The following is a 16,689-nucleotide window of genomic DNA, read 5'->3' as shown; positions in this document are numbered from 1 at the left end:
CCCGGTGAACCAGCCCAGCGGTTACGCCACCGGCTCGCCGAGCGGCTCGGAGAGCACCCTGCGGATCGCCTGGATCTACCCCGACCTGCTCTCCACCTACGGCGACCGGGGCAACATGCTGATCCTGGCCCGCCGGGCGCAGCAGCGGGGCATGCCGGTGGAGACCGTCGAGGTCCGCTCGGACCAGCCACTGCCCACCGTCGCCGACATCTACCTGCTCGGCGGTGGCGAGGACGGGCCGCAGCAGCTCGGCGCCCAGCGGCTGATCGCCGACGGCGGGCTGCACCGGGCGGTCGCCCAGGGTTCGGTTGTCTTCGCGGTCTGCGCCGGTTACCAGCTCCTCGGCGGTTCGTTCTTCGCCAAGGGCGCCAAGTGTGCCGGCCTGGACCTGCTGGACCTGCACTCGGACCGGGGCCAGTCCCGGGCGGTCGGCGAACTGGCCGGCGACATCGACCCCCGCCTCGGACTGCCGCCGCTGAGCGGCTTCGAGAACCACGGTGGGCGTACCCACCTCGGCCCGGGTGTCTCGCCGCTGGCCCGGGTCAGCACCGGCATCGGCAACGACGGCAGCAGCGAGGGCGCCTGGCGCGGCAAGCTGCTCGGCACCTACTCGCACGGTCCGGCGCTGGCCCGCAACCCGGCCCTGGCCGACCTGCTGTTGCGCTGGGCCACCGGGATGAACAACCTGCCGCCGCTCGACGACAGCTGGCAGGAGCGACTGCGGGCCGAGCGGGTGGCCGGCGTGGCCGCCGCCCGGTCGTGACCCTCCCGCACCTCCGGCGGCTGCTGCGGCAGCGGTCGGTCGTGCGGTTCGGGTCGCTGCTGCTCCTGCTCGGGCTGCTCGGTCTGGCCCTGCTGGTCGTCCAACCCGACCTGGCCTCGGCGCCGCGTCTGGTCGACCGGCTCGGCCCGGCCGCTCCGGTGGCGGCGGTGCTCGGCGGCGCGCTGCTGATGGTGGCGCTGGTCCCCCGGACGTTGATCACCGTGGCCTGGGGCGCGCTCTTCGGCCCGCTCGGCGGCGCCGGCTACACCCTGGCCGCCGCGCTGGTCGCGGCCGGACTCGGCTTCGCCGTCGGACGGATGCTCGGCCGCGACTTCGTCGCCGAACGGGTACGCGGCCGGCTGGCCCGGCTGGACGGTTGGTTCAGCCGGCAGAGCGTGCTCGGTGTGATCACCGTACGGCTGCTGCCGGTCGGCGGGTTCGGGCTGGTCAGCTACGGCTACGGGACGACCGGCGCGCGGGTGTTGCCGTTCCTGGTCGGCAGTGTGCTGGCCTCGGTGCCGTCCGCCTTCGGTTACGCCGCGATCGGTGCCGCCGTGGCGGACCCGGACGAGTTCAACTGGTTGGCGGTGGCGCCGGCCAGCTTCGGCCTGGTCGCCGCCGCCGTACTGGTCGCCCGTTGGCGCCGGGCCGAACGCGCCCACCGCCAGCGGTCGGCCGCCGCCGCACCGGACTGAACGCGGCCGGCGTAACCGGTTCTCGCACGCCGAAGGGCGGCCGTCCGCTCGGGACGACCGCCCTTCGTTCCGTCACCGCGCCCGGGGCGTGGGACCGGCCCGGTCAGGCGACGACGCTGACCATCCGGCCGGGCACCACGATCACCTTGCGCGGCTCCTTGCCGGCCAACTGGTCGGCGATCTCGGCCAGCGCGGCGGCCCGTACGGTCTCCTCCGCCGCGTCGGCGGCGACCTCGACCCGGCCCCGGACCTTGCCGTTGATCTGCACCGGGTACGTCACCGTGTCGGCCACCAGCAACGCCGGGTCGGCCACCGGGAACGACGCGTACGTCAGCGAGGTGTCGTGGCCCAGCCGCTGCCACAGCTCCTCGGCGATGTGCGGGGCGAACGGCGCCAGCATCAGCACCAGCGGCTCGGCCACCTCGCGGGGCGTGCCGGCCAGCCGGGTCAGCCCGTTGGTCAGCTCGATCAGCTTGGCGATCGCGGTGTTGAACCGGATCGCGTCCATGTCGGCCCGCACCCCGTCGACCGTCTTGTGCAGCAGTCGCCGGGTCGCCTCGTCGGCCGGTGTCTCCACCACCCGCGACGCGCCGCTCTGCTCGTCGACCAGGGCCCGCCAGACCCGTTGCAGGAACCGGTACGACCCGACCACCGCCCGGGTCTCCCACGGCCGGGAGACCTCCAGCGGCCCCATCGACATCTCGTACACCCGGAAGGTGTCGGCGCCGTACGCGGCGCACATGTCGTCCGGCGTGACAACGTTCCGCAGTGACTTGCCCATCTTGCCGTACTCGCGGGTGACCTGGTTGTCACCGTGGAACCAAGAGCCGTCCCGCTCGACCACCTCGGCCGCCTCGACGTACCGCTCCCGCTCGTCGGTGTACGCGTACGCCTGGATCATGCCCTGGTTGAACAGCTTGCGGAACGGCTCGACCGAGGAGACGTGGCCCAGGTCGTACAGGACCTTGTGCCAGAACCGGGCGTACAGCAGGTGCAGCACCGCATGCTCGGCGCCGCCGACGTACAGGTCGGTGCCGCCGGTGTCGCCGTCGGAGCGCGGGCCCATCCAGTAGCGCTCGTTGGTCGGGTCGACGAACCGGTCGGAGTCGGTCGGGTCCAGGTAGCGCAGCTCGTACCAGCAGGAGCCGGCCCACTGCGGCATCACGTTGGTCTCGCGGGTGTAGCGCCTGGGCCCGTCGCCCAGGTCCAGCTCGACCTCGACCCAGTCGGCCTTGCGCGACAGCGGGGTCTCCGGGTTGGAGTCGGCGTCCTCCGGGTCGAAGGTGCGCGGCGCGAAGTCCTCCACCTCGGGCAGCTCGACCGGCAGCATCGACTCCGGCAGCGCGATCGGGGTGCCGGCCTCGTCGTAGACGATCGGGAACGGCTCGCCCCAGTAGCGCTGGCGGCTGAACAGCCAGTCCCGCAGCCGGAAGGTGACCGCGCCCCGGCCGTGCCCGTTCGCCTCCAGCCACTCGATGATCTTCGCCTTGGCCTCCGCCACGGCCAGGCCGTCCAGGTCCAGGCCGCGCTCCGGCGCGCTGCTGTTGATCGCCGGGCCGTCGCCGGTGTACGCCTTGCCTTCGAAGCCGGCCGACGGCCGCACGGTACGGACGATCGGCAGGTCGAAGACCTCCGCGAAGGCCCAGTCCCGCTCGTCCTGACCGGGCACCGCCATGATCGCCCCGGTCCCGTAACCGGCCAGCACGTAGTCGGCGACGAAGATCGGAATCGGCGCGCCGGTGACCGGGTTGGTGGCGTACGCCCCGACAAAGACGCCGGTCTTCTCCTTGGTGTCGGCCTGCCGCTCGACGTCGGTCTTGGCACCGGCGGCCTCGCGGTACGCCCGGACGGCGGCCCCGGGGTCGGCGTGCCCGCCGGTCCAGGCGTCCTTCGTCCCCTCCGGCCAGGCGGCCGGGACCAGCAGGTCGACCAGTTCGTGCTCGGGCGCCAGCACCACGTAGGTGGCGCCGAAGATGGTGTCCGGCCGGGTGGTGAAGACCCGGATCGGCTCCACCTCCGCGCCGGTCTCGACCGGGGCGGCGACCGGGAAGTCGATGTGCGCCCCGGTCGAGCGGCCGATCCAGTTGCGCTGCATCAGCTTGATCGGCTCCGGCCAGTCCAGCCGGTCCAGGTCCGCCAGCAGCCGGTCGCCGTACGCGGTGATCCGCATCTTCCACTGCTTCAGGTTCCGCTTGAACACCGGGAAGTTGCCCCGGTCGGAGCGACCGTCGGCGGTGACCTCCTCGTTGGCCAGCACCGTGCCCAGCCCCGGGCACCAGTTGACCGGCGCCTCGGAGACGTACGCCAGCCGGTGGTCGTCGACGACGACGCGCCGCTCCGGTCCGGTCAGCTCGGACCAGGCCCGGCCGTCCGGGGTGGGCCGGGTGCCGGCCTCGAACTCGGCGACCAGTTCGGCGACCGGCCGGGCCCGGCGGGCGGCCGGGTCGTACCAGGAGTTGAAGATCTGTAGGAAGATCCACTGGGTCCAGCGGTAGAAGTCGACGTCGATGGTGGCCACCGAACGCCGGTCGTCGTGCCCCATGCCCAGCCGGCGTAGCTGCGCGCGGTACCGCTCGATGTTCGCCTCGGTGGTGGTCCGGGGGTGGGTCCCGGTCTGCACCGCGTACTGCTCGGCCGGCAGGCCGAACGCGTCGAAGCCCATCGTGTGCAGCACGTTGCGCCCGGCCATCCGCTGGTAGCGGGCGTACGAGTCGGTGCCGATGTAGCCCAGCGGGTGCCCGACGTGCAGCCCGGCACCGGACGGGTACGGGAACATGTCCAGTACGTACAGCTTCTCCGCCCCGGCCCGGGGGTGCTCCGGGTCGGCCAGCGGTCCGACCGGGTTCGGCGCGTGGAAGGTCCCCCACTTCTCCCAGCGGTCCTGCCAGCGCTGCTCTATCTCCCCGGCCAGCCCGGCGGTGTACCGGTAGGGCGGGGTGTCCGCCGCCGCCTCGGCCATCTCACTCATGTCGTCTCCTCGCCGCGCTCACCGTCGTGGGTCTCGCCGGGCACGCTCTGCACATCTGCGCGGGCGCGCGTTCGGTATTTCAGGCATGCTTTTTTCGGGCACAAAAAAGCCCCTCACGCAGGAGGGGCAGCCGTGCTGTCGCGCCAGTCAGCGTCAGCACGGCTCGCTAAGGAGCAGGTAGGCCCGGGCCATACCGGCTAGTCTACGCCCTCGGCCGACGGGCTGTCGCGCCCGGTTGCCCGGTCGGCGTGGTGGGGCCGAGCGGTCAGCAGGACCGACGTGTGGTCGGCGCGAGCGCGAGTTACGGCTAGCCTGATTCCAAGCGGGTGATCCGGGCGAGCCCGGCGTGCGTATTTTCCCGTGAACCTTTCGGCCGGCCCAGCAGGTCTGGACAGAGAAAGCCGTGCAGCGACGAGGAGGAGGCCCGTGACACAACAGACGTGGGACGAGTTGGGCGGCGCGCTACAGCCCGACGAGTTCCGTACCGCCAGCGAAGCCGTCGTGGCCAACATCGAACAGGTCATCGAGGGCAAGACCGCGACGGTACGGCTCGCGCTCGCCGTCCTGCTCGCCGAGGGCCATCTCCTGATCGAGGATGTCCCCGGGGTCGGCAAGACCAAACTCGCCAAGGCCCTGGCCCGATCGATCGACTGCTCCGTGCGACGCATCCAGTTCACCCCCGACCTGCTGCCGAGCGACGTGACCGGGGTCAGTGTCTACAACCAGGAGACGCACGACTTCGAGTTCAAGCCGGGCGCGGTCTTCGCCAACCTGGTCGTCGGCGACGAGATCAACCGCGCCTCGCCGAAGACCCAGTCGGCCCTGCTGGAGTGCATGGAGGAGCGCCAGGTCACGGTCGACGGGGTGACCTACGAGTTGCAGACCCCGTTCATGGTGATCGCGACCCAGAACCCGATCGAGATGGAGGGCACCTACCCGCTGCCCGAGGCCCAGCGCGACCGGTTCACCGCCCGGATCGCGATGGGTTACCCGGACGCCGGGTCGGAGCTGGCGATGCTCGACGGGCACGGCGGGGTGGACCCGCTGCGCGCGCTCCAGCCGGTCGCGGACGCCGCCACCGTACGTCGCCTGATCGCGACCGTACGCGACATCCACGTCGCGGACGCGGTCAAGCAGTACGCGGTCGACCTGGTCACCGCCACCCGCGAGGCGCCGGACCTGCGCCTCGGCGCCTCCCCCCGGGCCACCCTGCAACTGCTGCGCACCGCCCGCGCGGTGGCCGCCCTGGAGGGTCGCGACTACGTCCTCCCGGACGACCTGCAGTCCCTCGCCGTTCCGGTGCTGGCCCACCGGGTCATCCCCACGGCGGACGCGCAGCTCGCCCGGCGGACCACCGACGCGGTCGTCGCCGACCTGGTGCACCGGCTGCCGCTGCCGCACGAACGGCAGCAGCGCTCGCAGTACGACACCCGTCCCGCCACCCCGCCGGACGGCAAGGGCCGATCCCAGTACGAGCCGCGGAGGCGGTGACCGTGCGCGAGGCACTACGCGGCCTCACCACCCGCGGCCGGTCCTTCCTGGCCGCGGCGGTGGCGGCGGCGATCTCCGCCGCGATCCTCGGCGAGCGGGACCTGCTCCGGGTGGCGGTGCTGCTCGCGGTCCTGCCCCTGCTGGCCGCGGCGTACGTCGGACGCAGCCGCTACAAGCTGGCCTGTAGCCGCTCGCTCGAGCCGCAACGGGTGCCGATCGGCGCCAGCTCCCGGGTGGTGCTGCGCCTGCAGAACATGTCCCGGCTGCCGACCGGGACGCTGCTGCTGGAGGACCGGCTGCCGTACGCGCTGGGCAGCCGGCCCCGGGTGGTGCTGGAACGCCTCGGCGCGCACCAGGCCAGCTCGGTCGCGTACACGGTTCGCGCGGACGTACGCGGCCGGTACGAGGTCGGCCCGCTGGTGGTCCGGCTGACCGACCCGTTCGGGCTCTGCGAGCTGACCCGGGCCTTCCCCAGCGTCGACCGGCTCACCGTCATCCCCCAGGTCACCGCCCTGCCCACGGTCCGCCTCGCCGGTGAGTACGCCGGTGCCGGCGAGAGCCGGGCCAGGTCGGTGGCGGTGCACGGCGAGGACGACGCGGCCACCCGGGAGTACCGGCGCGGCGACGACCTGCGCCGGGTGCACTGGAAGTCGACCGCCCGGACCGGCGAGCTGATGGTCCGGCGGGAGGAGCAGCCCTGGGAGAGCCGGGCGACGGTGGTGCTGGACACCCGGGCGGTGGCGCACCGGGGCGAGGGGCCGACCGCCAGCTTCGAGTGGGCCGTCTCGGCGGTCGCCAGTGTCGCCGTACACCTGCGGCAGTCCGGCTACAAGCTGCGGCTGGTCACCGGCTCCGGGATGGACGCCGACGCGACCGAGGGCGGCGGCGAGGGGCTGCTGCTGGACCACCTCGCCGACGTACGGCTCAGCCAGCGCGGTGACGTGGCCACCCTGGTCGAGCAGGTACGGCAGCGTTCCGACGGCGGTCTGGTGATCGCCGTCCTGGGCGCGTTGAGCACGGCCGAGGCGGAGGTGCTCGGCGGCCTGCGCGGCAACGGGGCGACCTGCCTGGCCTTCCTGGTCGACAGCAGCACCTGGCTCACCCTGCCGGCACCGGCACGGGCGGAGGCCGAACACGCCCACGGCGCGGCCGTGCTGGCGCTGATGCAGAGTGGCTGGCGGGTGATCGGCGTCGAGCACGGCAGCCGGTTGCCGGCGCTGTGGCCGCAGGCCGCCCGCGGCTCGCAGGGCTTCGCCTGGCGGGCCGCGATGGCCGAGACGGTAGCCGGAGGGATGCGATGAGAGGACGCCGTCACCTGGGGTTCGTCGCCGCTGCGGCGACCCTGCTCGCGGCAGCGCCGCTGTCGGCCATCTTCGAACGGTGGACCTGGCTGCTCGACTCGGCGATCGTGGTCGCGATGATCGCCGGGGTGGCCACGCTGACCCGGTCGCTGCGGGCACCGGTCTGGGCCCAGGTGCTGAGCATGCTCGGCGCGCTGCTGCTCGGGCTGACCTGGCTCTTCCCCGGCGACGGGGAGCTGCTCGGCGTCATCCCCACGCCGGACACGTTCGCCCACTTCGGCGCGCTGCTGAGCAACTCGGCGGCGGACATGCGGTCGTACGGGGTGAAGGTGCCCGACACCGACCCGTTGCTCTTCGTCACCGTGCTGGGGGTGGGCGGGGTCGCGATCGTGGTGGACCTGCTCACCGTCGGGTTGCGCCGGCCGGCGCTGGCCGGGCTGCCGATGCTGGCCATCTACTCGGTGCCGGTGGCGGTCTACGTCGAGAACGTGCCGGCGTTGCCGTTCGTGGTCGGCGCGGTCGGCTTCCTCTGGCTGCTGGCCGCCGACAACGTGAACCGGGTCCGGCACTTCGGTCGCCGGTTCACCGGCGACGGCCGCGACGTCGACATCTGGGAACCGTCGCCGCTGGCGGCGGCCGGTCGCCGGCTCGCGGTGGTCGGGGTGGTGCTGGCGGTGCTGCTGCCGCTGGCCGCGCCGCAGATGACCGACGGGCTGCTCAACCGCTTCACCAACACCGGCACCGGGCTCGGCGAGGGCAACGGCCGGGGCGGGCCGGGCGGCGGGGTCCAACTCTTCTCGGCGCTGCGCGGTCAGCTCAACCAGACCGCGGTGACCGACTACGTCAAGGTCACCACCAACGAGGAGGATCCCTTCTACCTGCGGTTCGGTACGGCCGACCGGGTGCGCTCGTCCGGCTTCGAGGACCGCGCGCCGACCGGCTCGCCGCTGAACCAGTTGCCCGACCCGAGGGCCAACCCGGCTCCCGGGGTCTCGTTCCAGACCTACCGGGCACAGGTCGAGGTGGCGAACTTCAACATGCCGCTGCTGCCGATCTACGCCAACCCGATCGGGTTCTCGAACGTCGACAACAGTTGGCTCTACGACCGGGGCATGCAGGTCGTCTTCTCGAACCGACGGCAGTCCAAGGGCAAGAAGTACGCCTTCGACTACGTCCGGGCCACCTACACGCAGAAGGTGCTGGAGTCGGTCCAGCCGCTCCAGCCCACCGACCCGATCCGCAAGCAGTTCGCCGAGGTGCCGCCGGTGCCGCAGGTCGAGGAGCTGGTCGGCCGGCTGACCCAGGGCAAGACCACGGACTACGCCAAGGTCCGGGCGATCTACGACTACTTCTCCCGGGACAACGGCTTCAGCTACAGCCTGACCACCGAGGGTGGGACCGGCAACGACGACATCGTCAACTTCCTCACCAACAAGGTCGGCTTCTGCCAGCAGTACGCGAGCGCGATGGCCTGGCTGGTCCGGCAGGCCGGCATCCCGAGCCGGGTGGCGTTCGGCTTCACCGTCGGCGGCGACCGCCGGGAGAACACGTACACACTGACGAACCTGAACATGCACGCCTGGACCGAGGTCTACTTCAACGGTGTCGGTTGGGTGCCGTTCGACGCCACCCCGGCGGCGAACGTGACCGGCTCGACCCGTACCGACTGGGCACCGGACACCGACGCCCCGGACCCGGTCGCGCCGGCCCCGGCACCGAGCACGGCACCGGGGGCGGACCCCACGGCGGGAGCGGCTCCGGACGACCGGCTCGACCGAGGCTTCGACGACGGGAACCTGGTCGGCGGGGACTCGCCCGCCGCCAGCCAGAGCACCTGGCCATGGTGGACCGCGGGCGGGGTGTTGGCGCTGCTGCTCCTGCTCGCCGTACCGGCGTTGCGCCGGTCCGCGCTGCGCCGTCGGCGACAGTTGCTGACGAACACCGCGACCAACGCGGCCGTCGCCGGGGGCGACCCGCCACCGGGCGTGATCCAGGTGGTGGTGACCGGGGCGGAGGCCGACCGGGCCCGAGCGGACGCGCACGCCGCCTGGGACGAGTTGATCGACACGATGGTCGACTTCCGGGTGGAGGTGGACCGGACGGAGACGCCCCGGGCCACCGCCGAGCGGTTGGCCGCCGAAGGGCTCGGTGCCAGCGGGGACGAGGCCGCCCGACTGCTCGGCCGGGCGGAGGAGCGGGCCCGTTACGCCCGTACGCCGCTGACCGGCGGGGAGTTGAACCCGGCGCTGCGGACCGTACGTCAGTCGCTCGCCGCGCGCGCCGACCGCCGGACCCGGCTCGTGGCGGCGGTGCTGCCCCCCTCGGTGCTGCTGCACTGGCGGGTGGCGGTGATGGACGCCTCCGAACGGTTCGTGGCCGCCGTCGGGCAGTTCCGTGACGGGCTCCTGCGGTGGAGCCCACGCCGACTGCTCGCCAATCGGGCAGCCCGGTAGCGGGCGGGTCCGTACGTCAAAGCCCGTGGCATCCCGGACGATTCCGGGATGCCACGGGCTTTTTGTCGGCACCTTGGCGGGAGCCTCAGTTTTGGGGCAAACCAGCACAAAACTGTCGGAACAGGGCGGAGAAGGTCAGCCGACAACCGCCGGAGGACTGCCCGGCGAGCCGCCACGCGGGCGAACCCGCGGTGGCGGAGACGCCTGTGGTCAGCGGTGGCCTTCCGGCCGCTGCCGCCACCGATCCTCGAGACGGTCGATCAGCGACAGGCGACGACCCCGCGTGCGACGGCTGGTGGAACCGCCGACCACACGGAGATCGGGTGCCTGCGCCTTGCGGTGTGACTGCATCGCGAACGCCGCCGCGCCGAGCATGACCACGAAGCCGGCCACCCCGAGCAGGGGCGTCTTGCTCACCGTGCCGTAAACGACCAGTGCAAGGCCAGCGATGATCACGCCCGCGGCGACGAGCAGACGACGGCGCGCGTGGAAGCGCGGGTCGCTGGCACGCACAGCCGAGGCGAATTTGGGGTCCTCGGCAAGCGACTGCTCGATCTGCTCGAACAGCCGCTGCTCGTGCTCCGAGAGCGGCACGGTACTCCTCCCCGGTCACGTTGAGTCGGTCCGGTCGGACCGACAGACCGTGGCAGCCAACCGGCTGCTTGACGCAAGTCTACGAGGGGGCTCGCGCCTCGGAAAGCGGGACGACCTACGGTCGCGCCTGATTTTCCGTCCGGCGCAGGTCATCGCGCCCCAGAAGGCTCGCTGGGCGCACCACCGAACGACCGAAACGGGCCGCGGCGGCGTCCGCGGCGGCCTCCGCCTCCCGCCAACCGTGCTCCGGCTCGCCCAGGGCGAGCTGTCGGGGGGTCTCGCGCGCGTCGGTCAGCCCCTCCATCCGCACCCCCACGAGCCGAATCCGCTCGGTCGACCGGAGTGCGACAAAGAGCGCCCAGGAGACCTCGAACAACTCGTGCGCCACATCGGTCGCACCGGGTAGCGTCCGGGAGCGGTTCACGGTGCGGAAGTCGGCCAGCCGTACCTTGATCGACACCGTCCGCCCCACCTGCCCCGCTCGCCGCAGCCGTACGCCCACCTTCTCGGCGAGCGCGAGCAGCGAGCGCCGGATGACCTCCGGGTCGTCGACGTCGGTGTCGAAGGTGACCTCCGCACCGATCGACTTCTCCACCTGCTCCGGGCTGACCGCCCGGGGATCACGCCCCCAGGCCAACTCGTGCAGGTGCCGGGCCGCCGACTCGCCCAACGCGCCACGCAGCATCTCGAACCGGGCCTGGGCCAGATCGGCGACGGTGTTCAGGCCGAGCCGGCGCAGCGTCTCGGCCGAGCGCTCCCCCACCCCCCAGAGCGCCTCGACCGGCAGCGGGTGCAGGAACTGCAACACCCGCCCCGCCGGCACCACCAGCAGTCCGTCCGGCTTGGCCCAGGTCGACCCGAGCTTGGCGACAAACTTGGTCGGTGCCACCCCGACCGAACACGTGATCCGCTCCTGCTCGGCCACCCGTTCGCGGATCATCCGGGCGATCTCGACCGGACGCCCCAGCAACCGCCGCGCACCCGCCACGTCCAGGAACGCCTCGTCCAACGAGAGCGGCTCGACCAGCGGGGTGACCGCCCGGAAGATCTCCATCACCGCCCGCGAGGCCGCCGAATACTCCGCGAAGTCCGGTGGCAGGAAGACCGCCCCGGGACAGAGCGCCCGCGCCCGCATGGTCGGCATCGCGCTGCGCACCCCGTAGCGCCGGGCCTCGTAGCTGGCCGAGCTGACCACGCCGCGCGGCCCGATGCCGCCGACCACCACCGCCCGGCCCCGCAACTCCGGCCGCTTGCGCACCTCGACCGCCGCGAAGAACGCGTCCATGTCGACGTGCAGGATCGGACACCCCTCGTCATCCCCGTCCGGCCCGAACCCGCCGTTCCCACCACCAGGCTGACCAGGGCGGCGCTCACCGCCGCCGCGAACCGCCTGACTCCGCCCCATAACCGCAGGCTAGACCCCCGGTACGACACCTCCCGGCACCCATCCGCACCAGCCACCCACCGCCGCCTCCACCCACCCCGTCCGGAGCGTTGACTTCGAGTGCACCTCAACTCGTAGCGTGACCCGCGCACACCCCAACGATTGGAGTTGCTCGATGCAGCAGATCACCCTGGGCCGTACCGGCGAGCGGGTCAGCCAGCTCGCCCTCGGCTGCATGCTGATGGGGACGACGACGGACGAGGAGTCGTCCCACGAGATGCTCGACCGCTACCTGGAGGCCGGCGGCAATTTCCTGGACACCGCCAACTGCTACGCCTGGTGGCCGGGGTCACCGTTCACCGGCGGCGAGAGCGAGTCGGTGCTGGGCCGCTGGTTCGCCCGGGGCGGACGGCGCGACCGCGTCTTCCTCGCCACCAAGGGCACCGCCTGGGTGGCCGACCCGGAGACCGTACGCGCGGGTCGCGCCGAGGCCCGCGACAGCTACTCCGGTGCCGGGGCCCAGACCCTGCGCCGGGAGGTGGACGACAGCCTGCGCCGGCTCGGCACCGACCACGTCGACCTCTACTACGTGCACGTCGACGACCGGTCCACCCCACTGGAGGAGACCCTGGAGGCGCTCGCCGGGCTCGTCGACGCCGGCAAGATCCGCTGTCTCGGCTGGTCCAACGTGCACACCTGGCGGCTGGAGCGGATCCGCCAACTCTGCGACCGCTACGGCTGGCCCGCCCCGGTCGCCATCCAACAGCAGCACTCCTACCTGCGCCGCCGCTCCGGGGTGGACCACTCCGCGATCGTCGACGACGAACAGTTCGACTACCTGCGCGCGCACGACGACCTCACCCTGGTGGCGTACTCGCCGATCCTGAAAGGCAGCTACGACGACCCGACCAAGCGGCGTGAGCACCCGGTGCTGGAGCCGTACCGGGGCGCCGACTCGACCGCCCGGCTGGCCGTGCTCGACGACGTCGCCGCCGAACTCGCGATCACCCCGAACCAACTCGTCCTGGCCTGGCTGCTGCACCAGGAGTCGCCGACCGTGGTCCCGCTGATCGGCCCGAGGACGTTGGCGCAGTACGAGGCCGCCCTGCCCGCCCTGGACATCAAGCTGACCTCCGAGCACCTGACCCGCCTCGCCACCGCCGGCGCCTGACCGACCCACCACGTCGACGCCGCGAGCATCGGGGGGCGGCGTCGACACCCCCGACGGGCAACACCCACACGCACCCGGAACGGCCGCACGACGTACCCAAAAATCGATCGTGCCCGCACGGACCCGCCGCCAACCCCCTCACACCCTCAAGAGCTTGTCCAGAGTGATCGGCAGATCCCGCACCCGCACCCCGGTCGCGTGGAAGACAGCGTTACCGACAGCCGCCGCCGTCCCCACGATCCCGATCTCGCCCATTCCCTTGGCCCCCATCGGGTTCACGTACGGGTCGTGCTCCTCCACCCAGTACGCCTCCACCGACCCCACGTCCGCGTTGCTGGCGATGTGGTACTGCGCCAGGTCCTGGTTCACCACGTGCCCGAACCGCCGGTCGAGCACGCTCTGCTCGTGCAACGCCATCGACAGTCCCATGGTCATCCCGCCGACGAGCTGCGACCGGCCGGTCTTCGCGTTGATCACCCGACCGACCGCGAAGACCCCGAGCAGTCGGGGTACGCGCACCTCACCGGTCTCCTCGTGCACCCTGACCTCGGCGAACTGGGCACCGAAGCTGTCCATGGCGAACTTGCCGAGGTGCGGGTTCTCCGGCGTCGGCGCCTCGACCGAGAGCCCGTCCGGCGGGACCTGGCCGCCGTACCGCTCGGCCAGGGTCTGGCGGAACCGCTCCGCCACCCCGACGACGGTCGACCCCCAACTGGCGAGCCCGGCCGACCCACCGGCCGGAATGGCCATCGGCAGGTCCGTGTCCCCGATGACGAGGTCGATCCGGGAGACGTCCACGTCGAGGGCGTCGGCGGCGATCTGGGTCAGCGCGGTCCAGGTGCCGGTGCCCACGTCGGCCGCCGCGATCCGGACCGCGTACCGGCCGTCCGGGCCGAGGGTGATCCGGGCCGCCGAACCGGGGAAGCCCAGCACCGCGTAGGTGGCGGCGGCCACCCCCGTACCGATCAGCCAGCCCGCCTCGCGGCGCAGGCCCGGCGTCGGGTCGCGCCCCTCCCAGCCGAACCGGCGGGCCCCGTCGCGCAGGCACTCGACCAGGTTGCGGCTGGAGAAGGGGAGGCCGGTGGTCGGGTGCTCGGTCGGCTCGTTGCGGACCCGGAACTCGATCGGATCCAGCCCACAGGCGACGGCCATCTCGTCGATCGCCGTCTCCAGCGCCCACATCCCCGGGGCCTCACCCGGTGCGCGCATGATGCTCGGCGTCGGTACGTCCAACGCGGCCAGCCGTTGGGAGCTGCGTCGGTGCGGGGCGGCGTAGAGGGTCTGGGTCATCCGGGTGGCGTGCTCGGCGAACTCGACCAGGCGTGAGGTCTGCTCCACCGAGCTGTGTCCGATCGCGACCAGCCGGCCGTCCGGGTCGGCACCGAGCCGGACCCGCTGGATGGTCGGGGTGCGGTAGCCGACCTGGGCGAACATCTGCTGGCGGGTGAGCGCGAACTTCACCGGCCGACCGGGCAGGGTCCGGGCCGCCATCACGGCCAGCACCATGTCCGCGCGGGGTTGCACCTTCGACCCGAATCCACCCCCGACGTGCCGCGCGACCACCCGGACCCGGTCGGCGTCGAGCGCGAACAGGGCCATCACCGCCTGTTTCACCCCGTACACCCCCTGGCTGGAGGTGTAGAGGGTGAGGCCGTCGTCGGTCCAGTGCGCGATCGTGCTGTGCGGTTCCATCGGATTGTGGTGCACCATCGGCGTGGTGTACGCCGCGTCCAGGGTGAACTCGGCCGAGGCGAGCGCGGCGTCCAGGTCGCCCTGGCTGGTGTCCATCGGGAACCGGGGCAGCACCTGGGCCGGGACCGACAGGTCGGTCCGGTCCGGGCGCAGGTCGAAGTCGGGCCGGTCGGCGGCGTAGGTGAGGCGGACCAGGCCGGCGGCGTACCGCGCGGTCTCCGGGGTCTGCGCCACCACGGCACCGACAAACTGTCCCCGGAAGGCGACCCGGTCCGACTGGAGGATCAGGTGCTCACCGCTGTCCACCCTGGCCAGTCGGGGCGCGTTGAGGTGGGTGAGTACGGCGAGCACGCCGGGTTCGGCGCAGGCGGCGACGGTGTCGATCGAGGTGATCCGACCGGTGGCGACGGTCGACTGCACCGGGTAGAGGTAGAGCGGCGCCTCGACCGGGTGCTCGAAGGCGTACCGGGCCATTCCCCGTACCTTCTCCGGGCCGTCGATCCGGTTCATCGGCCGACCCATCGCCCTCGGTGTGATCGTCATCCGGATGTCCCCCCGACCGTCGGTGCCGCCCCGCCGGTCACCGGCCGCCAGCGGGCGGGGCGACTCACCGGCCGTCCTCGGCCAGGTCGACGCTGAGGTCGAGCAGGCTGCGGATGATCACCGCGCGGGCCAGCGGCACCTTGAAGGCGTTGCCGGGCAGCGGTCGCGCCCGCGCCAGCTCCGCGTCGGCGGCGTCGGCGAAGCTCCGCTCGGTCGCCGGTGCGCCGCGCAGCAGTCGCTCGGCCACGGTCGCCCGCCAGGGCCGGTGCGCCACCCCGCCGAGGGCGAGCCGGACGTCGCGGACCACCCCGTCCACCAGGTCCACCGCGGCGGCCACCGAGACCAGCGCGAAGGCGTACGACGCGCGGTCGCGGACCTTGCGGTAGCGGGAGTTCGCGGCGAAGCCGAGTGGCGGCAGCTCGACATTCATGATCAGCTCCCCGTGCCGGAGCACGGTGTCCCGGCCCGGCTCCTCCCCGGGCAGCCGGTGCAGTTCGGTGAGGGGGATGCGGCGGTCGCCGTCCGGCCCCCGGGTGTGCACCACCGCGTCGAGCGCGGTCAGCGCGACCGCCATGTCCGACGGGTGGGTGGCGACACACTCCGGTGAGGCGCCGAGAATGGCCATGTCCCGCTGGTAGCCCTCGCGGGCCGAGCAGCCCGTGCCGGGCACCCGCTTGTTGCACGGCGTGGTGATGTTCTGGAAGTACGGGCACCGGGTGCGCTGGAGCAGGTTGCCGCCGGTGGTGGCGAGGTTGCGGAGCTGCCCGGATGCCCCGGCGAGCAACGCCTGGGAGAGCACCGGATAGCGGGTACGGATGGTCGGGTCCGCGGCGAGTTCGCTGTTGCGTACCGCCGCGCCGACCAGGATCCCGCCGTCGGGCAGGTCCTCGATCCGCTCCGAGGTGAGCCGCCTGACGTCGACCAGCAGTTCCGGCGTGGCCACGCCCAGCTTCAACAGGTCGACCAGGTTCGTCCCGCCGGCGAGATACGCCCCGTACGGCGCGGCGCCGAGCATCCGTACCGCCTGTGGCACGTCCTGCGCTCGGGCGTAACGCAGCGGTCTCATCCCCGGGCCACCTGGGCGATGGCGGGAACGATGTTGGCGTACGCGGCGCAGCGGCAGAGGTTGCCGCTCATCCGTTCCCGGATCTCCGCCTCGTCGAGCACCACCTCGGCGTCGCCGGCCGCGGTCACCGCGCTCGGCCAGCCCGCGTCGACCTCGTCCAGCATGCCGACGGCGGAGACGATCTGGCCCGGGGTGCAGTAACCGCACTGGAACGCGTCGCACTCGACAAACGCCTGTTGCATCGGGTGCGGGGTGCCGTCCACGGCCAACCCGGCGGCGGTGACGACCTCGGCACCGTCGTGCGCCACGGCGAGGGCGAGACAACTGTTGGCCCGCCAGCCGTCGAGCAGGACCGTGCAGGCCCCGCACTGCCCGTGGTCGCAGCCCTTCTTCGGGCTGGTGATGCCGAGCCGTTCCCGCAGCGCGTCGAGCAGCGTGGTCCGGGTGTCCACGCCCAGCGTGTACCTGGTCCCGTCCACCCGCAGCGTCACTTCGGTGTCCATTACCCGCCCCGATCATCCGAATCACCCGAAATTATCCCAGTTCAGGTATCGAGGCGGCCGGTATG

At 72.3% G+C, this 16,689-nt stretch carries 12 protein-coding genes; 6 read left to right on the top strand and 6 right to left on the bottom strand.

The window, feature by feature from the left end:
• Positions 1-4: 4 nt before the first annotated feature.
• Both ACI2K4_RS17250 and ACI2K4_RS17245 read left to right on the top strand, forming a co-directional pair.
• Positions 5-763 (top strand): type 1 glutamine amidotransferase, encoded by a 759-nt coding sequence (locus ACI2K4_RS17250; protein WP_404512969.1) that lies wholly within the window; start codon positions 5-7, stop codon positions 761-763.
• Positions 706-1,458, top strand: a complete 753-nt coding sequence (locus ACI2K4_RS17245; RefSeq protein WP_404512968.1) for a TVP38/TMEM64 family protein — start codon at positions 706-708, stop codon at positions 1,456-1,458. Before ACI2K4_RS17250 ends, ACI2K4_RS17245 begins: the two co-directional genes overlap by 58 nt.
• A 103-nt stretch (positions 1,459-1,561) precedes the next feature.
• Here the strand turns inward: ACI2K4_RS17245 and leuS are convergent, their stop codons facing one another.
• The gene (gene leuS, locus ACI2K4_RS17240; RefSeq protein ID WP_404512967.1) at positions 1,562-4,417 is read right to left on the bottom strand and encodes a leucine--tRNA ligase; all 2,856 of its coding nucleotides are present in this window, start codon (positions 4,415-4,417) and stop codon (positions 1,562-1,564) included.
• A 435-nt stretch (positions 4,418-4,852) separates the two neighbouring features.
• Between leuS and ACI2K4_RS17235 the strand changes: the two genes are divergently transcribed.
• From ACI2K4_RS17235 to ACI2K4_RS17225, 3 genes are read left to right on the top strand one after another with little or no spacing between them, the layout of a single operon-like run.
• A complete protein-coding gene (locus tag ACI2K4_RS17235) occupies positions 4,853-5,917 on the top strand; it encodes an AAA family ATPase (protein WP_404512397.1) in 1,065 nt (354 codons plus the stop codon).
• 2 nt (positions 5,918-5,919) lie between these two features.
• Positions 5,920-7,218 carry a DUF58 domain-containing protein gene (locus ACI2K4_RS17230; protein ID WP_404512966.1) on the top strand — a complete coding sequence of 433 codons (1,299 nt, stop codon included), beginning with the start codon at positions 5,920-5,922 and terminating at the stop codon, positions 7,216-7,218.
• Complete coding sequence (locus ACI2K4_RS17225; protein ID WP_404512395.1) at positions 7,215-9,671, top strand: DUF3488 and DUF4129 domain-containing transglutaminase family protein; 2,457 nt, start codon at positions 7,215-7,217, stop codon at positions 9,669-9,671. The genes ACI2K4_RS17230 and ACI2K4_RS17225 overlap by 4 nt, the downstream gene beginning before the upstream one ends.
• 210 nt (positions 9,672-9,881) lie before the next feature.
• Here ACI2K4_RS17225 and ACI2K4_RS17220 read toward each other — a convergent pair whose 3' ends face one another.
• The gene (locus ACI2K4_RS17220) at positions 9,882-10,265 is read right to left on the bottom strand and encodes a DUF3040 domain-containing protein (protein ID WP_404512393.1); all 384 of its coding nucleotides are present in this window, start codon (positions 10,263-10,265) and stop codon (positions 9,882-9,884) included.
• 115 nt (positions 10,266-10,380) lie between these two features.
• On the bottom strand, positions 10,381-11,670 hold the full coding sequence (locus tag ACI2K4_RS17215) for a DNA polymerase IV (RefSeq protein WP_404512391.1): 1,290 nt from the start codon (positions 11,668-11,670) through the stop codon (positions 10,381-10,383).
• Between the two features lie 154 nt (positions 11,671-11,824).
• On the opposite strand from ACI2K4_RS17215, the gene ACI2K4_RS17210 reads away from it, so the two are divergent.
• Entirely contained in the window at positions 11,825-12,820 is a 996-nt protein-coding gene (locus ACI2K4_RS17210) for an aldo/keto reductase (protein WP_404512389.1), read from the top strand.
• Between the two features lie 138 nt (positions 12,821-12,958).
• On the opposite strand, the gene ACI2K4_RS17205 is transcribed toward ACI2K4_RS17210, so the two are convergent.
• From ACI2K4_RS17205 to ACI2K4_RS17195, 3 genes are all read right to left on the bottom strand, one after another.
• Positions 12,959-15,055 carry a xanthine dehydrogenase family protein molybdopterin-binding subunit gene (locus ACI2K4_RS17205; protein WP_404512387.1) on the bottom strand — a complete coding sequence of 699 codons (2,097 nt, stop codon included), beginning with the start codon at positions 15,053-15,055 and terminating at the stop codon, positions 12,959-12,961.
• A 64-nt stretch (positions 15,056-15,119) separates the two neighbouring features.
• Positions 15,120-16,121: an FAD binding domain-containing protein gene (locus tag ACI2K4_RS17200; RefSeq protein ID WP_404512385.1), complete on the bottom strand. Its 1,002-nt coding sequence runs from the start codon at positions 16,119-16,121 to the stop codon at positions 15,120-15,122.
• On the bottom strand, positions 16,118-16,624 hold the full coding sequence (locus tag ACI2K4_RS17195) for a 2Fe-2S iron-sulfur cluster-binding protein (RefSeq protein WP_404512383.1): 507 nt from the start codon (positions 16,622-16,624) through the stop codon (positions 16,118-16,120). The genes ACI2K4_RS17200 and ACI2K4_RS17195 overlap by 4 nt, the downstream gene beginning before the upstream one ends.
• Positions 16,625-16,689: the final 65 nt, after the last annotated feature.

It is taken from the genome of Micromonospora sp. NPDC050397 (assembly GCF_044901685.1).
GTDB lineage: Bacteria > Actinomycetota > Actinomycetes > Mycobacteriales > Micromonosporaceae > Micromonospora_G.
This window is presented reverse-complemented; position numbering and strand designations above follow the sequence as displayed.